Source organism: Acinetobacter sp. Ag2 (assembly GCF_001005515.1).
In the GTDB taxonomy this organism is placed as follows: Bacteria; Pseudomonadota; Gammaproteobacteria; order Pseudomonadales; family Moraxellaceae; genus Acinetobacter; species Acinetobacter bereziniae.
On sequence record NZ_LBNA01000051.1, the window covers coordinates 22,454 to 40,328 of the forward strand.

16 protein-coding genes are annotated in these 17,875 nt (G+C 36.9%); 15 read left to right on the forward strand and 1 reads right to left on the reverse strand.

The features are described 5' to 3' along the window. Positions 1-20: 20 nt before the first annotated feature. On the reverse strand, positions 21-656 hold the full coding sequence (locus AAV97_RS11930; protein WP_009584918.1) for a CDP-alcohol phosphatidyltransferase family protein: 636 nt from the start codon (positions 654-656) through the stop codon (positions 21-23). 159 nt (positions 657-815) lie between these two features. Between AAV97_RS11930 and ybaK the strand changes: the two genes are divergently transcribed. From ybaK to cobU, 15 genes are all read left to right on the forward strand, one after another. Then, positions 816-1,283 (forward strand): Cys-tRNA(Pro) deacylase, encoded by a 468-nt coding sequence (gene ybaK, locus AAV97_RS11935; protein ID WP_004830613.1) that lies wholly within the window; start codon positions 816-818, stop codon positions 1,281-1,283. 320 nt (positions 1,284-1,603) lie between these two features. After that, positions 1,604-2,125, forward strand: a complete 522-nt coding sequence (locus AAV97_RS21435) for a DUF4189 domain-containing protein (protein ID WP_416202227.1) — start codon at positions 1,604-1,606, stop codon at positions 2,123-2,125. Between the two features lie 196 nt (positions 2,126-2,321). After that, the gene (locus tag AAV97_RS11945; RefSeq protein ID WP_042088704.1) at positions 2,322-2,744 is read left to right on the forward strand and encodes an energy transducer TonB family protein; all 423 of its coding nucleotides are present in this window, start codon (positions 2,322-2,324) and stop codon (positions 2,742-2,744) included. Between the two features lie 334 nt (positions 2,745-3,078). Next, complete coding sequence (locus tag AAV97_RS11950; RefSeq protein ID WP_046760676.1) at positions 3,079-4,866, forward strand: IucA/IucC family protein; 1,788 nt, start codon at positions 3,079-3,081, stop codon at positions 4,864-4,866. Then, positions 4,859-6,328 (forward strand): lysine N(6)-hydroxylase/L-ornithine N(5)-oxygenase family protein, encoded by a 1,470-nt coding sequence (locus AAV97_RS11955; RefSeq protein ID WP_046760677.1) that lies wholly within the window; start codon positions 4,859-4,861, stop codon positions 6,326-6,328. Before AAV97_RS11950 ends, AAV97_RS11955 begins: the two co-directional genes overlap by 8 nt. Then, a complete protein-coding gene (locus AAV97_RS11960; protein ID WP_046760678.1) occupies positions 6,325-8,166 on the forward strand; it encodes an IucA/IucC family protein in 1,842 nt (613 codons plus the stop codon). The genes AAV97_RS11955 and AAV97_RS11960 overlap by 4 nt, the downstream gene beginning before the upstream one ends. A gap of 54 nt (positions 8,167-8,220) precedes the next feature. Next, positions 8,221-8,874 (forward strand): GNAT family N-acetyltransferase, encoded by a 654-nt coding sequence (locus tag AAV97_RS11965; protein ID WP_004830620.1) that lies wholly within the window; start codon positions 8,221-8,223, stop codon positions 8,872-8,874. Beyond that, positions 8,871-9,251 (forward strand): hypothetical protein, encoded by a 381-nt coding sequence (locus tag AAV97_RS11970; RefSeq protein ID WP_004830621.1) that lies wholly within the window; start codon positions 8,871-8,873, stop codon positions 9,249-9,251. The genes AAV97_RS11965 and AAV97_RS11970 overlap by 4 nt, the downstream gene beginning before the upstream one ends. Beyond that, positions 9,239-10,501 carry an MFS transporter gene (locus AAV97_RS11975; protein WP_046760679.1) on the forward strand — a complete coding sequence of 421 codons (1,263 nt, stop codon included), beginning with the start codon at positions 9,239-9,241 and terminating at the stop codon, positions 10,499-10,501. Before AAV97_RS11970 ends, AAV97_RS11975 begins: the two co-directional genes overlap by 13 nt. Before the next feature lie 3 nt (positions 10,502-10,504). Next, positions 10,505-12,760, forward strand: coding sequence for a TonB-dependent receptor (locus AAV97_RS11980; protein WP_046760680.1), 2,256 nt, complete (start codon positions 10,505-10,507; stop codon positions 12,758-12,760). Between the two features lie 130 nt (positions 12,761-12,890). Next, a complete protein-coding gene (locus AAV97_RS11985; RefSeq protein ID WP_046760681.1) occupies positions 12,891-14,141 on the forward strand; it encodes an MFS transporter in 1,251 nt (416 codons plus the stop codon). Between the two features lie 75 nt (positions 14,142-14,216). Further along, positions 14,217-15,815, forward strand: coding sequence for a histidine-type phosphatase (locus AAV97_RS11990; RefSeq protein ID WP_046760682.1), 1,599 nt, complete (start codon positions 14,217-14,219; stop codon positions 15,813-15,815). Positions 15,816-15,877: 62 nt separating this feature from the next. Then, positions 15,878-16,552, forward strand: a complete 675-nt coding sequence (locus AAV97_RS11995) for an HAD family hydrolase (RefSeq protein WP_046760683.1) — start codon at positions 15,878-15,880, stop codon at positions 16,550-16,552. Between the two features lie 101 nt (positions 16,553-16,653). After that, a complete protein-coding gene (locus tag AAV97_RS12000; protein ID WP_046760684.1) occupies positions 16,654-17,322 on the forward strand; it encodes a 2'-5' RNA ligase family protein in 669 nt (222 codons plus the stop codon). Continuing rightward, a complete protein-coding gene (gene cobU / locus AAV97_RS12005; RefSeq protein WP_004830628.1) occupies positions 17,310-17,831 on the forward strand; it encodes a bifunctional adenosylcobinamide kinase/adenosylcobinamide-phosphate guanylyltransferase in 522 nt (173 codons plus the stop codon). The genes AAV97_RS12000 and cobU overlap by 13 nt, the downstream gene beginning before the upstream one ends. Positions 17,832-17,875: the final 44 nt, after the last annotated feature.

Genomic DNA, 17,875 nt, shown 5'->3' on the forward strand with positions numbered 1-17,875 from the left:
CCCTGAAAGATGAAACTATTTTATGAAGCTGTTTTTAAACTATTTTTAATTCGGTTATAGATTGTTAAAGCGAGTAACACACCCATTAGGCTGAGTATGCCATTACAGATTAAACTGAGTAGTTGTAAATTTGTATTAAACAGTGGGAAAAATACAATGACCACAGTTATTAAGCTAAACCAAAATGCACGGTCACTTTTTCCCATAGGACCATCATAACGACGTTGTTGACCGATCAGAGGTGCCATGACACCTGTATACTCACTTAAAATAGCAAGGAAAGCCACTAATAACAGTAATTTTGCATGGATAAAAGCAAAAGCAATTAGACAGACATAGAGTGCTGTATCTGCAATGACATCACTTAATTCATTGTAAAAAGCACCTAAATTGGATTGTTGATTAAATTCTCGTGCCAACATGCCATCAATTGCATTAAAAGCCATTCGAATCAGCATCCACAACGGAAACAATAACAACCACCAATTCACAGGATGATTCAAATAATATAAGTATAAAAAAATGCTTAAAGCCAATGAAATAAACATCGCAAAAAGTGTCACTTGATTGGCAGTTACACCTCGCTTAAAAAGCCATTGTACTAAGGGGCGGAGTAAGTTTTGAAAGGCTGGTTTTAATTGATAGATAGATGGCATTGTTCTATTAAAATAAAGTCTTTGTGGTAATTTTAATCAGGTTGTTCAAGATTTTACAAGCGATAATTTTAAGCGACGAATGTTGAAAACGAATTTAAAAATTTTAACAATCGTCCTATAATTTCAATATCTTTTTAATTTCCATATCTTGTTGATCATATGACACCTGCTTGTAAAGTTTTAAAATCAAATAAAATTGAATTTTCTATCCATGAATATGAACATGATGTGAACGCCAAGAGTTTTGGCTTAGAAGCGGCGGAAAAACTAGGCTTAAACGTTGAAGAAGTGTTTAAAACACTAATGGTGACTGATGATAAAAATTATTTTGTCGCTGTTGTTCCAGTGAATCATCAACTGAATTTGAAGAAAGTGGCAAGTGCTTTTGGCTGTAAAAAATTGCATATGGCAGATCCTAAAGATGCTGAGCGCTTAACTGGCTATTTAGTCGGTGGCATTAGCCCTGTTGGTCAGAAAAAACGCTTAAAAACCGTCATAGATGCAAGTGCAGCGTCATTAGTAAAAATTTATGTCAGTGGTGGAAAACGAGGTCTGGATATTGGCGTGAAGCCACAAGATTTGGCACAGGTTTTGGGTGCAAATTTTGTAGATGTTTTGGATATCTAAGCTTTCTTTAGCGAAGAATTAAAAAAATGTTATTCATGATATTTTTAATTATTTTTTAAAATCTCCTTTTTGAACAAGCAGAATAGCCATCAGTTCAAACTTTCTCCTATCTAAAGGAAAAGCAAGTTTTTTAGGTCGATTTATATTCATCGTTAAAATAGAACTAACATGAATAAATATAAAAAATTACATGATTCTTGTAGCTTGATGTGCTGCTAATATTTTTTTGATTTATGATGAATCAATGACAAATTGATAAAATTAAAGATGAATAATTTTTTACTAGAGATTATTTTCATAAAGGAATAGATAAAGTGATCATGACTAGTCATCAGATTTTTAAATTTCCTATTTTTGCTGGTCTTATTATTTTTTTAGCAATTACCAATGTTTATTCAGAAGGCAATTGTCCATCAGGATATTATCCAATTGGTGGGCAAGGTGTTCAAGGTTGCGCGCCGATTCCTAACGGAGGTGGTGGAAATTATAATCAAAATCCAACATTGTATCCTATGGCTGAAAACTTATGGGGAGCGATTGCAGAAGAAAAAGGCAGAGAATTAAAGGGACGTTCAGTTGGTTTCTCAAAAAACCATACATCGAAAGATGCAGCACAAGCTGATGCATTAACAGCATGTCGGCAACATGCTGTACAGAAGTGTGAGGTATCCCATACTTATAAAAATGGTTGTGTTGCTGTGGCTGATCCAATCAATGGCGGTCAAAAATCTGAAATTAAATATAATGTTTCAGAGGATAAGGCGAAAGAAGCTGCACTAATGTTTTGTTCTTTAGCTAACCAACAATCCTGCCGTATTATTTATTCTGGATGTAGCTTGTAAATGATATCGCTAAGATTGAACAAAATGATAGATGAAGTTATAGGATTTTGTGAAATCAGGTTTTCTTTAAATTTTAATCAATCATATCTTTTTCAAAATGGTCCATATTTTTATATCATCATTTCCGTGAAAGATAGTTCAGATAATATTAATTATTAACTGTATGATTTCAAAATAAAAATACAAGGTCAATCTTATGGAAAATAAAATAACAGTTTTGGTTTTTTTTACGGTAATTTTGTCCTTACAGTCCGCTTATGCATATAACTTCATCAATCGACTCATTATGGGGAAAAATGGTATGGTCGTAGATAAAGATGAATTCTTTACTCCGAGAATTCAGCCCGAATGGATTGTACCTGTCAGCCCTCAATTTAGTCCTGAGGATGCTGAATATGTTCACCAAACAGCGAAACAAACAAATTATTTTGTGGAGCTTGAATTTTGGGTCAATGAGAAAGGTGATGTTATTGATGCTCAAATCTTGAATGCCAATCTAGCTGATTTTAAAACTGAAGAAATATTGAGTGCCGCAAAAAAAGCCAAGATGACTTATAATTTTAAACCCAATACACATTTTCCATTTCGATTCATTTCTTCTTTCTACTTTTTAAATTAATTTTTGATATTGAACAACAAACTATACAAATAATGCAATTTAATGAAAATTTTCATGAAATCTCTCAATCCTAAATGAGAATATTATCATTTATTACAATTGAAAATTTTAAGATATTAATGATCGAAAAAAATACGATGTATGATAAAAATGCATAAAATCATCAAATTAACTATCCTAATACATGAAAAATACAAAATTGCATTCTTAAATGAGAATTATTAACATTAAGATCGATTTGTGCTGAGCATGACAGCATGATCCAAAAAAAAACATAAATTAAATTTAGAACTTTTTAGTGCAGTAAAAAGTCTTGTACAGAGGATATGGTCAGATGAAAGAGCTTGCCAGCCGATTGGCGATGCAGCACCTAATCAATGCATACTCACAAGAAACAGGCAGTGGAATTTTACTTGAAAAATATCAACAAAATTCTACTCAACTCACGTTTAGCCAAGGCTTGACGTTGTTAATAATTCCTTTGGAATCAATTCAGTCTCAATTATTTGTTCCATTGTCATATAGTAGTTTTGTTGGCAGACACAGAATTGCCAGACTTCCACAAGTCTTCACTAAAGGACAAATACAACAGTTTAGCGCAATTGCGATGGTCAGCTTGCTGTTAGAAGAGTTGGTACAAAATGCTTCACAAACACTGGATTGCGCATCACTGGTCGAAAAGTGGATTCAAAGTCGAGATGCATTGCTTCAGTTTTTAACACATCGACAGCCTGATTTTGATCGTTTAATTCAGGCAAAACAGGACTTCATTCAATCAGAACAAGCATTAATTCTTGGACATAGTATGCATCCTGCGCCAAAAAGTAGGTTGGGATTTATCCATGAAGACTGGTTGAAATTTTCTCCTGAACATCAAGGTAAAACTCAGTTGTATTACTGGTTGGTTGCACCAGAATATGTCGCTGAGAGTAATGCTTCGTGTGCAGAGGATATCACTTCACAACTTAGGCAAGAGATACATTGGTATTTAAATGAAGCTGAAATCACTTTGCTAAATACCTATTCAAATTATAAGTTATTGCCTTTGCATCCTTGGCAAGCACGATATTTACAAAGTAAAGACTGGTATAAAGAATTAAAAGCTAAACATAAGTTAATCGATTTTGGCGAAAAAGCTTGGCAATTTTCAGCAACCACTTCAGTAAGAACCTTAGCAAGTTATGCTGCGCCGTGGATGGTTAAGCCTTCATTATCGGTGATGATCACCAACTCAATTCGAATTAATTTAGCCAAAGAATGTCATCGTGGTGAAATGACGCATCGTTTGTGGCATGGGCAGATGGGGCAGTCAATTGTTCAACATTGTCCTACACTCAAAGCCGTAAATGATCCCGCTTGGACTGCTTTAAAGCTAGATGGCAATATTGTCAATGAAACCATTTGTATTTTTAGAGATCAACCTTTTGATAAAAAGCAGCAGGTTACCTGTATTGCATCCTTGTGTCAGGATCATCCTGAGAAGGATTTAAATCGTTTTGATCATTTATTTGAAAACATTGCCCAAGCTGAACCACAGCACAATATTGAACAGATCGCTTTGAATTGGTTTAAGCAATTCTTGGAAATCAGTTTAGTGCCGATGATGTATCTCTATCATCGTTACGGCATGGCATTTGAATCCCATCAACAGAATGTCTTGGTTGAGTTAGAAAATGCCTATCCTAAAAATTTATGGTTGAGGGATAATCAAGGTTTTTACTATATCGAAGAATATGCAACTGAAATATTAAAAGAGTTTCCTGAACTTGATGAAAAAGCACATGCTGTTGGACCTAAATCTTTTGTAGATGAAAGATTTAGCTACTATTTCTTTGGCAATACTATTTTCGGCATTATTAATGCAATTGGCGCGACTGGCAGTATTTCAGAGCAAAGACTCATACATGTCTTGCAGGATAAGTTATCTGATTTGCTGCAACAGTATCCTCAAAGCACTTTATTACATGCTTTGTTATATCAGCCTACGTTGCCGTATAAAGGTAACTTGCTGACGCGTTTATATGAATTAGTTGAGTTGATTGCACCTGTTGAACAGCAATCAGTTTATGTTCAATTGCCGAATCCTTTGTGTCTTAAACAGAAGGATGCGATCTATGCTTGATTTTATTGCTGTTGGTTTAGGTCCATTTAATTTAAGTTTAGCCAGTCTGTTACACAAAAAATCTGATTTGCAATATCTCTTTTTTGAAAAAAAGGAACAGTTTGATTGGCATGCAGGTATGCAGTTGCCGAATACCTTATTGCAAGTTCCATTTATGGCAGATTTGGTCTCAATGGTAGATCCAACCAGTCCGTTTAGTTTTCTCAATTATTTAAAAGATCAGCAAAGGTTATATAAGTTTTATTTTCTTGAGCAGCCACATATTCCGCGTAAGGAATATAACCATTATTGTCAATGGGTTGCTGATCAGCTTGAATGTATTCAGTATCTGTCTACAGTGACGGATATCATCCCGAAAAGCTATGGTTTTGAAGTGTCTGTGCACCAAGATGGTATTCAGCAACGCTACAATTGTCGAAATCTTGTATTGGGTGCTGGGAATGTTCCTTATGTACCACAATGTGTGCGTAAGTTTATGCAAGCGTATCCTGAACGTTGCAAGCATTCAGCAGACTATCTGAAACATTCAACGCAAGATTTGCAAGGCAATGTGGTGGTTTTAGGCTCGGGTCAGTCAGCAGCTGAAATCTTTTTAGATTTATTTGATCGACAGTATCAATTTGATCAAGTGTCTAAACCACAGTTTAACTTAAACTGGTTGACACGTGCCAATGGCTTTTTCCCGATGGAATATACGCCTTTAGGATTGGAACACTTTAGTCCAGATTATATTCAGCATTTTTATAAATTTGATGATTTAAGTAAGGATGTGCAGTTAGCGAAGCAAGCCTATCTTTATAAAGGTATTAGTGCTCAGACCATTCGAGAAATTTATAAAAAGTTGTACCATCGAAATATTGCCAATCAACAACTTGCGACACATTTGCATAGTCAATCGAATTTAATTGATGCTGCGCTGACAGATAAAGGGAAAATCAAACTGATTTTTCAGGATCGTGTCAGCTTAAATCAGTTCAGTATTGACAGTGATTATGTTGTCTGCGCGACAGGCTATATAAGTCCAGAGTTTGAATTTCTCAAGCATGTTAAACCACATATTCAAACCAATGCACAGGGACATTGGGATATTACAGTTGATTATCGTACTGCATATACAGGTATTGGCGAAATCTATGTACAAAATATGGAAATGCACAGTCATGGTGTAGGCACACCTGATTTGGGCTTGGGTGCATATCGTGCGGCAACGATTGCTAATCAGTTATTGGGTTATGCCTTATATGACCTACCTGAACAGTCGCAATGTTTCCAGCATTTTGATCCTTTGCAAAATCCACAAGTACAAGCGATTCAGAATAATCCAGCAGTACAGTCATATAGACCGTCTAATGAGATTGAGCATTCGGCAAAAAATCTGAAAATGACATCAGCAACTTTACCACAAAGTTCTCAGCATAAACAAAACCCACAAAGATATTCAAATATTGAGAAAAGCATATGAGTTTTGCACAGTTACAAATTAATCAAAAGCAGTGGCGGAGTGCAGGACAACGCCTAATCGAAATGGCAATTGCTGAATTTTTATATGAGGAAATTATTCAGGCTGAAAACTTAGGCGGTGATTTATTTCAGTTGACGCTGGATGACCGCCGTTATCAGTTTAATGCCAAACAATATTTGTTAGGACATTGGTTGATTGAAGAAGGCTCAGTACGTGATTTGAATGCAGATTCCACCCAAGCGGCTTGGAATCTGCATCAATTTATTGCAGCATTTTCTAATCAAGCCGAAGTAAAGCCCTTTACCAAAGCTTATTTGATCAAAGAAATGAATAATACGTGGTTGGCAGAAGCGCATGTCTTTGATGAAAATCGCTTAAATAGTACAGCGGTACTCACAGAATCACACCATAAGATTGAAGGGATGTTACGTGGACATCCATGGCTTATTATGAGCAAAGGGCGTATGGGATTTGGTTATGACGACTACCTCAGTGCTGCACCCGAAGTCTCACCTAAAGTCAAATTACTCTGGCTAGCTGTACATCGTGATTTGGCTGAATTTCGTTCAACACCTGAATGGCAAGCAGGTGACCTTTATCTGTATGAGTTTGATGCTGAGGAACTGAATAAATTTCGTGAAACAATGCAAAGCCATGCTTTGAATGCAGAGGATTATTATTTAATCCCTGTACATGCTTGGCAATGGCACCAATGGATTGTACCGACTTATAGCAACGAAATTGTCCATCAGCGAATTGTAGAGCTTGATATTGGTCAAGATGATTATGTACCAATGCAATCTATTCGTACATTATGCAATACATCAAACACACAACGTCATTACATTAAACTACCAGTAAGTATTTTTAATACAGCAGTTTATCGAGGATTACCATCAAAACGAAATTTAGCTGCGCCAGCTGTGACGGCTTGGCTAAAAAATTTACTCAAACAAGATGCAGATTTACAAAAATCTGGCGTGGTTTTTCTAGGTGAAGTTGCGACGCTAACCATTCAGCAGCCTTGTTATGACCAAATCGAAGGTGCGCCTTATCAATTCAAGGAGTTATTTGGCTGTTTGTGGCGTGAAAGTATCGATCCTTATGTCGCAGATCATCAGCAAGTACTCTCCCAAGCTGCGTTATTACATCGTGATATTCAAGGCAGATCTGTTCTAGATGTGCTTGTTCAAGCATCTGGTCTAACACCTTTGGCATGGTTAAAACAATTCGCAACAGTCAGTTTAAAACCCTTACTGATCTGCTTGTATAAATATGGTCTTGCATTTTCTCCACATGGTGAAAATACCATGCTAATTCACGAAAATGGTGTACCCAAAGCCATGGTACTGAAAGACTTTATTGATGATATTAATCTGGTAGATGAAGACTTCCCTGAGCTTTCAGAACTTCCAGAAGAAGGAAAAATTTTACTTCGCCATTCGGCTCTGGAACTTAGTCACTTTATTTTTACAGGTTTGTTCATGGTGCATTACCGTTATATCTGTAATGTATTTCTACAGGACTTTCCAACACATAACGAAGTAGAGTTCTGGCAAACAATTTCGGATGTGATTGCTGAATTTCATCAACAGCACCCTGAGCTTTCAGCACGTATTGAAAAATTTGCAATGTTTAGAAGCCAATATGACAAGATCTGCTTAAATCGGGTGCGTTTATTTACCACCAGTTATAACGATGAAGCTGAGCGTCCTGTTCCTGTCTTTTTAGATTTAATTGCCAATCCTGTCAGTCCAACCACATTACAACAGTGGGCAGAGCAACAATCGCAACAACAGCATTTAACACAAAAGCATTCAGCAAGTCTGTCTGTATAGCATTGAAAATGAATCTTAAATATTGAATTAATGAATTTTATCAAGGTGACATTAATGAAAACACTATCACGCCAATTACCTGATTTTTATGAATACTATGAAAATGGTACACAATTTTATCTGCGCCAAGTGAAATATCCTGATGATATGGCACTGTTACATAAGTGGATGCATGAACCGCATGTAATTCCGCAGTGGCAATTGAATAAGTCTGAAGTTGAGCTCAAAGTATATTTTGAAAAACAATTGGCTGACGACCACCATCGTTTGTTAATTGTCGGTGTAGACGGGCAAGATGTAGGTTATACCGAAATTTATGAAGGAAAACGTGATAGATTGGGGCGTTATTATTCGGGACATGAATTAGATTTAGGTTGGCATCTACTTTTTGGTGAAAAATCAGCATTTGGTAAAGGTTATTTAAGAGCGGTCATGCGTTTATTAAGCTTTTATATTTTTGAAAATGCAGCATCTCTGAAAATCGTGGGTGAACCTGACTCTAAAGTCAAACCTTATGCAGCAGTGGTAGAAGACATGTGCTATGAAGCTCAGGGTATAATTCCAATGCCTGAAAAAGATGCCATGCTGTATTATTGTTTTAGAGAGACCTTTTATCAAAAATTTGGTGATTTTCTTACGCAGTCCCAGCAATATCTTGCGCAAAAGAAATTTCCCAACCAAACAGAGCGAGTTGAACCCTCCATATGAGTTACCAGTCTACACATATTCAAATTATGGATATGACGTTTTCAAAAGATGTATCAATTGCTGAATTTGAGCAGTGGCTCGCAGAAGTTGAAAACTTTTTGCATCATCAACAAAATTTTGCACTGGTGATGCAAAGTCTAGATGGTACGACTTTCCCAGAGGAATATCGCCAAGTTCAAGCCGCTTGGTATAAAAAAAATAAAGTCAAATTTTTTAAATATTGTGTGGGATTGGTGCGGATTGCGCTTGATGATGCAGATCAACAACGCCTGAATTCACCAGCTTTACATGTGGCTTGGCGTGTTCCTTATTACGTCACGTTGGATCGTTGTGATGCACTGCAGTGGGCTGTGCAGAGGTGGATATGCAGAACATAGATAATTCAAAAAATACATCAATGACACAGCAGATTTCAATATTAAGCTTGAGTGTTGTGATTGTTCTGTATTTAGCACATGCTTTGCCTTTGTATTTTTACAATGTGGCACTGCCTGCAATTTTAAGGCATCAAGGGGTTGATTTACGCTGGATTGGAATGTTGTCACTGTTATATATTCCATGGGCGTTTAAGTTTTTTTGGGCGCCGTTGATTGATCGAATATATGTTAAAAAATTAGGAAAACGAAAAACCTGGTTGCTGTTCACGCAAATTGCTTTGGTCCTGGGTGTATTGGCACTGGCATTTACCCAGTTTTCATATGGTTTGGCTGTGTTTGTCGTGATTGGACTATGGATTTCAACATTTGCGGCAACGCAAGATATTGCCATAGACGGCTATACCGTTGAAGCTTTCTCTGAACAAGATTATCGCTTTGGCAGTATGGCGCAGAGTATTGGTGTTGCCATCGGGAGTATGATTGGTGGTGCGGCGACATTGTGGCTCTATCAATATTATGGTTGGCAAACAGCATTAACGTGTTTAGCGGTGATGACAGCTTTAACCATGCTGGCTGTGTTTCAAATCAAAGAAAAACCCAAAGAACAACATATTGCGCAAAATCCTCCAAGCCTGATTCGCGCATTTAAACGACCAGAAATTCGTTGGGCTTTATTATTAATTGTCTGCTATCGCTTTGTCGAAGCACCTGCAATGGCAATGCTTAACCCAATGCTCATTGATCAACACTGGTCACTGTCACAGATTGGAGTATTGATGTCTGTAGTGGGTGCAGGTGTGGGGTTGTTGGCTGCGGTTTCAGCAGCACTCTTATTGAAAAAAATAAAGGCAACACAGTTACTGGTTTGGGCGGGCTGGCTACGAACTTTAATCTACGGATTATTGGGACTTGCTATTTTGCTCGGTTGGTTAAACCAGTGGCATTTATTATTGGGAATTTTTGTCATTGCATTTTTGGCAATTCGTTATATTGCAATGACTTCGCTCTATGCATACTTTATGCAAAATAGCTCAAAAGAACAAGCAGGAACTGATTTTACAATTCTGGTGTGTTTTGAATTGTTGGTCTATTTCATTGGTGGGGCAGGCTCAGGTTTTCTGGCCAAATCATTAGGTTATGGCAATTTTTATATTGTACTGGCCGTAGCATCTGTAGTGAGTGTAATTTTATCGCATCTCATTATTTCAAAAACGCAAATAAATCCAAAATCAAAGATTATGGAAGGATAACTCATGAGAAAAAAATCAATACATATACAACTGACCTGTTTAAGTTTAGCTGTATGTACTCAACTTTATGCGCAAGAGCCTGCGAATAATAATGACAATACTGTATCAGAAGTGAAAAGCTTGGCACCCATCGTTGTAACCGCCACACGCTCTGCAAAAAGTATTTCCGAAATCGCTGGAACAGTGTATAGCATTGATCATGCTGAAATCGAAAAGCAAGCAAATGCGGGTAAAAGCACTGCAGATATTTTAGGCTTGTTGGTACCGTCTTTAACGCCGAATACGGGTACAACATCAAACTATGGTATGACGATGCGTGGGCGTGTGGTCCAATACATGATTGATGGTGTACCTCAAACAGGTTATCGCGATGGTTCACGACAACTCAATAGCATTAGCCCATCTATGATTGAGCGAATTGAGGTGGTTTCTGGCGCAAGTAGTATTTATGGCTCTGGCGCAACAGGTGGAATCATCAATATCATCACAAAAAATGGTGGCGAAGAACCTTTAAGTTTTGAAACTAAAGTCGGTGTCACGTCTGGCAACAATTTTAAAAGTGATGCAATGGCTTATGAAGCATCACAAAGCATTTCATTCAATCAGGACGCTCTAAAAGGAACACTGGGTATTGGCTATGCTAAACGTGGTGAAATCCAAGACAGTCATGGCGATCGAGTCGGACCTGAAGTTGCGCAGACGGATCGTCAAGATACTGAAACCATAGATGTGAATGGACGTTTGACTTGGAAAATTGCCGATGGTCAAAGTCTCAGTTTTGGTGGTCAATATTACAACGATGAACAAGACAGTGATTATGGACCAGACTATGGTCCAGGACTTGCGGTCTTATTTGGCGCACAACCGAGCCAAAAAGCCGTTAAAGGATTACAGCTTGATGATCAGCCAAGAACCAAACGCTATAGTTTTAATACCCAATACCAAAATGATGACTTCTTTACGCAGATTTTAAATGCTGAAGCCTATTATCGTAATGAGCAAGCTCGTTGGTATCCAGCAGCGAATCCAATTGCTCATAATGCATTGCCAACGCCAGGTAGCACTTATTTAGTCTATCAATCTGATACAGATATTGATGTTTGGGGGGCTCGACTGGCTTTACAAAAGGATTTTAATTTACAAGGTCGTAAGTTAGGTCTGACCTATGGGGTAGATTATGAAAATGAGCAAGACCGTCAGGATATGCAACGTTATGATTTAGCCACATTTATGGGAAGTAATGGTTTAGCCTTTAAACCGCTTAAGCGCTATCAATTCGGTCCAGATGTAGAAACCAGTAAGCTGGGTTTTTTTGCGCAAAGCCAATTGGATATTACCGACCGTATTGATTTACAAGCGGGCATAAGATATGAGCGCGTTGAAAGTGATGTTGATTCGTCAACACCTTATACAGAAGCAGTCGTCGCTGAGATAGTGCCAACTTATCAAGCAAAAACCTTAAATGGTGGAACGGTTAAACATGATGCAACTTTATTTAATATTGGTGCTGTCTATCATCTGACCGATGCACAACAAGTTTTTGCCAATTTCTCACAAGGTTCAAATTTACCAGACATACAACGTATGCTGCGTGATGTACCTGCAAACTTTGTAGTAAGTAGTCAGACAATTGATCCAATTAAAGTTAATAACTATGAATTGGGTTGGAGAATTCAAGGTACCAAAGGTTTAAATGCAGGTATTACTGCATTTTATAATGATTCAGACAAAAGTCTGAAATTTGGACCACCGAATTATGCTATAGAGGTTATTGACACGGATGAACGTGTGTATGGTGCAGAAGCCAATCTCTCTTATCCAATTTCATCGAATTGGACTATCGGTGGAACAGCAGCATATACCACTGGGCAATATAAGAATACTCAAGGTAAATGGCAAGAATTGGATGCTATACGGATAGCACCGTTAAAAGGAACGGTTTATTCAGATTGGCAGTTTGATGATGGCATTGGTGTGCGAGTACAAGCCTTAGCCATAGGTGGGACAGACAAAGCGCGTCAAGATGCGATCGACAGTGGCTCAACTCGTCCACCCGCTGAGATTAAAGGATTTACAACGATGGATGTGATTACTAATGCCAAAGTTGGACCTGGGACACTTGGATTTGGTGTGTATAATGTCTGGAATACAGATTATAAATCAGTATATAGCCAAGCTGTTTCAACTGTTTATGGTGCAATCTCAAGCTTACCAGCACAAGGTCGTACCTATGGTCTAAGCTATAGCGTGAAATATTAATTAAACCTCTAGCCCCTTTTGCCAGTCAATCACGTAAAAGGGGCTTTTTAATTTGATCAATATGGAAATGCGTCTCAATTGCATAATGTATTTGGTTATCTGCTCACTGTGATATTTGAATAAGGTCTAAATGAATAAAAACAATACGATTTTATTAGCTGCAAGTCTAGCAAATGGAATGAGTTTTTCCATGATTTTGCCTTTGCTTGCCCCCTTGATTCGGCAGCTTAAAATGTCAGAACTTCAAGCAGGCTTATTGGTTTCTGCAAGTGCTTTGTTGATGAGTTTAACGGCAATCTGGATCTCAAAAAAAACTAAATTACAAAATCAATATTATTTACTCAGTTTAGGTTTTATTGGTATGACCATCACATGGGGACTGTTCTCAGGTGTACTCAGTTATGGATTGCATTATAGTGTACCAGCAGGGCTGTTATTTGTTTTACTGTTATTAAGTCGTAGCAGTACAGGTATTTTTATGGCAATGCCACAGATTGCTTTACAAAGTTATGTGATGACACGATATGAAGAAGAAAAACAACGTAGCCAAATGATGGCAAAGTTTGGTGCATTCAACAGTTTAGGATTAATTTTAGGACCATTTCTAACGACATTATTGATCGTTTATGGGATCTTAATTCCCATGTGGTTGGCTGTGGTGATTCTCGCAACCTTGAGTATATTGATCGTAAGCTTTTACCAAAAAAATAATCAAAATTCGGTCGAATTTCCAGAAAATTTGCATCAAAACCCTACAGATTTAGCCAATCAACCACTAGATATTGATGAGCAGTATCAAGCAAAGAATCAAAATAAACATACGTTAAACAAAGCTTTTATCTGGCTAATCTTAGGATTCAGTTTGTACATCGCCATTGTTACCCTGAATTTAACGGCTGGCTTTTATATCCAAGATAAATTTAAGTTCAGTATTGAACAAAGTGCATTGTATTTTTCGCAATGTTCATTAATGGTTGGTATTGCATTGGTTGCTATGCAAGTGGCAATTTCAAAATGGTTAAAATGGTCATTGCAAACCTTATTGGTGGCTGGATTATCGGCAATGTTGATAGGGTTGTTGATGTCGATATATAGCCAACAGATCATCATCTTTCAGTTTGCTTATATTTTTTATGGGATCGCCGTAGCGTGTTTAATGCCTGCATTTACCACAGGTGCATCACAGTCGGTCTCTATCCATGATCAAACGAAAATAGCAGCCTTATGTACGATGGTACAAGCGTTGAGTTTAGTGGTTGCACCTTTGTTGAGTACAGCACTGTATCAATTCAACATAATTTTTCCATATTATTTATTGATTGGTATTTTTGCCGTATTTTATGTTTATTTCATTGTTTTTAAATGGAATAGAGAAAAATAATATCGATAAAGTCATATCAGTGTCATATTATTGGACTAGTTTCTTCGGCATTTAGTCCAATATGACACTTTGCTGATGAAAAATTTAAAATTTAAACATTCTTTATTTATATGTTTGAGCTCTGGTTTATTTCTTACTGCCTGTAATGATGATACGGATAATAGGAACTCAACTACAACGCCACCACAGACAACTACATCTTTATATTTGCAGACCAAACAACCTTATTTACCGCAACAGAAATTAAGCACTTATGAAGCTCAACCTGCTGGCTATCAGGCAGTTTTTACTGAACTTGTTGCACGACATGGCTCACGTGGTTTATCGAGTATTAAATATGATCTAGCACTTTACAACATGTGGCTAAAAGCCAAACAAGAAAATGCTTTAACGCCATTGGGCGAAAAACTTGGTGCTGATCTAGAAGCAATGATGAAAGCCAATATTCTATTGGGTTATGGTGTAGAAGGCATCCGCCAATATGGTTATGGCAATGAATCATCGATCGGGATTAAAGAACATCGTGGAATTGCAGATCGACTGTTGCAGCGTTTACCTGACTTATTTAATCAAGCCAGTCAGCAGGGCAAAACCATTCAAATCGTAAGTTCGGGCGTAGATCGCGCCGTAGACAGTGCAAAATTCTTTAGCAATGAATTGTTAAAACAGCAACCGAATTTAAAGAGTTCGATTAAACCTGCGAGTTATCAAAGTTTAAACAGTGGATCTGTACCGAGTATCGCAGATGGTGGTGTAAGTCGCTTTAACTTATATTTTCACAGTTTGAATGCACAGGATGATCTTGCCAACATCAAAACGGATTTAGAAAAGCAAGTCTATGATGCAAGCCTGAAATACCAAGATTATGAAGAAAATGATTTAAGTTTAAAACAAAAGCTTAAAGAATTAAGCGCAGACAATAATGCACAAAAAATCGCAACAGCGGTGTTAACACCTATTTTTAAAGCAACGTTTATTCAAAAACTGGGGCAAGCTGGCTATACCTTTAGTAATACAGGATCGTTTACTGTCACCAGTCCTCAAGGTGAACAAATTACTGAAAAAGGCAAAGGTAAAAATACCATTACAAGTGCAGTAGATGCGGCGGCGTATTTATATGAGTTATATTCTATTACGGGTGGAATGCAAGACGAACTAGGCGCTACAGATTTTAGCAAATATATGCCAATTGATGCTGCCAAGTTTTATGCACAATATAATGATGCCAATGATTTCTATAGTAAAGGACCGAGTTTTGATGCGGGCAAAGCCATCACAACTGAAATTGCGCAGTCGCTCAAGCAAGATTTATTTAAACAAGTAGATGATGTGATCAATAAGCGTCAAAAGAATATTGCTGTACTTCGTTTTGCCCACGCTGAAATCATTATTCCTTTAGCCACCAGTTTGGAACTGAAAGGCATGATGCAATCTGTGCCTTTTTCACAGACTTTTAATTACAACAACAGCACATGGCGTGGTGAAGATATCTCTCCAATGGCTGCAAATGTGCAGTGGGATATTTATCAAAATTCACAAGGTCAAACTTTGTTGAAAATGTTGTATAACGAAAAAGAAATCAGTTTTAAACAAGAATGTGATTATGCGCGTTATAAAACCAAGAGTTATTATTATGATTATTTAAAGCTTAAGCAATGCTATAATATTCAATAGTTTGCTATTTTAATGTGTGGGAGATATACGTCTCCCTTTTATTTATTTTCTATAGGTCAAGTGTGAAGTTTCATCAACATATTATTCAAGCTGCGATCTTTGACATGGATGGCACTTTACTGGATACAGAACGGCTTAGATTTAAAGCTTTACAACAATCCTCTTTAGACATTATGCAGCTTGAATTCTCACTGGATTATTTAATGCAATGCTTAGGGCTTAATGAGTCAAGCTCTGAACTTTTAGCACAGCAATTTTATGGCGCAAATATTCCTTATCAGCAGATTCGTAAACGTGCAGCTCAAATTGAATTGGCAATGATTGAGTCAAATGGCGTGCCATTAAAAGAGGGTGTACTCGAAACATTGAAGTATTTGTATTCACGTCAGATTCCCATGGCAGTCGCTACATCAAGTGCGCGGGAGATTGCGGAGAAATACCTTCAAATCGCCAATATTGAGCATTATTTTAAATTTTTAGTGTGTGGTGATGAGGTATTACAAGGAAAACCTCATCCAGAAATTTTTAAAACTGCGTGTGAAAAATTCAATTTAGCACCAAAAAACTGCTTTATGATTGAAGATTCAGAAAATGGGCTTCGTTCAGCACATGATGCAAGTGGTGTAGCTATTTTGATTCGAGATATTAAAGCGCCAAATCAGCGCATGTTGGACATGGCAGATGATTATTTTGAGTCAATGAAAGATTTTAAAAGTAAGCTTGAACAATTAAATTGAATAAAATTCTCTTTTGATTGAACAACACTCATGCAATTTAGCAATTAAATCAGTGGATTCCATGCTTTAATAGAGTCATTCAAACGAATGTGAATTTTAACATGTTTTTACATTCCCAAAGTACCACTGTAGCAACACAAGCATATGATTATCCTGAGTGGCACAAAGGGAGGGAAAACTACGCTTTATGGTACATTGAAATTAAGCATCCAGCCTTAGTTGATTATCTAAATCAATTGAGACAAAAGTTTTCAAATTTTTTATTTCATCCCAACACACGACAATTTCATATCACGATATATATTTGTGGGTTTTTAACAGATTTATCTCCACAATTCGATGATGATTTCCAATTCAAACAATTACAACAGCATCTGCAAGATTTAAAGAAAAGTAATCTTCAACCTTTTAAACTCAAGACGGGTAAGATAAATAGTTTTAGCAGTGCACTTTTTGTTGATATTCATGATGATCAAAATAGCCTAAGCAATATTAAAAAAATTTTATCTTACTCAACCCAAGAAATAGCACCTACACAATATTGTCCACATATTACTCTAGGGCTTTATAAAGCAGAGTTTCCATCACAACAAATTTTAGAAGAAATTGAAATGACACAGCAACAACAGTTTGAAATCACGATAGATCAACTGCATTTTGGTTTTTATAAAGCAAACGATCTACAAGGCAAATTATTTGATTTAGAATACTATTCACTCAACTCAAATACTAAAAAAGTATCTTTGGAGCAGAATCCATGCTGCAACTAATTTTGGGGGGCGCACGTTCTGGAAAAAGTAAACTTGCAGAACAGATTGCAAAAGATTCAGATTTAAAAGTGATCTATATTGCGACTGCCCAAGCTTGGGATCAGGAAATGCAAGTACGCATAGCTCACCATCAGTCGCAACGCCCAAGTGAATGGGAATTGATTGAAGAAACACATTATCTTGCGGATATATTGGAAAAAAATGATCAAAAAGGGCATTTGATTCTAGTCGATTGTTTAACTTTGTGGATGAGTAATTTGTTAATACATGATGATCAAAATCTACAGATTCAGGAATGTCAAAAACTACTGCAAATCCTGCCTAAATTAGAGTCTCAAGTGATCTTGGTGAGTAATGAAACTGGACTTGGTGTTGTTCCTATGGGAGAAATCACCCGTAAATTCGTTGATGAGTCTGGACGTTTGCATCAGCAGTTGGGGCAAATTGCTGATAAAGTTGTATTTTGTGTTGCTGGTTTCCCAATGGTTTTAAAAAACGAAGCTCTATGATTTCTAGCGGTCGAAAGCATAGATTTAATTGATATTTATATGTT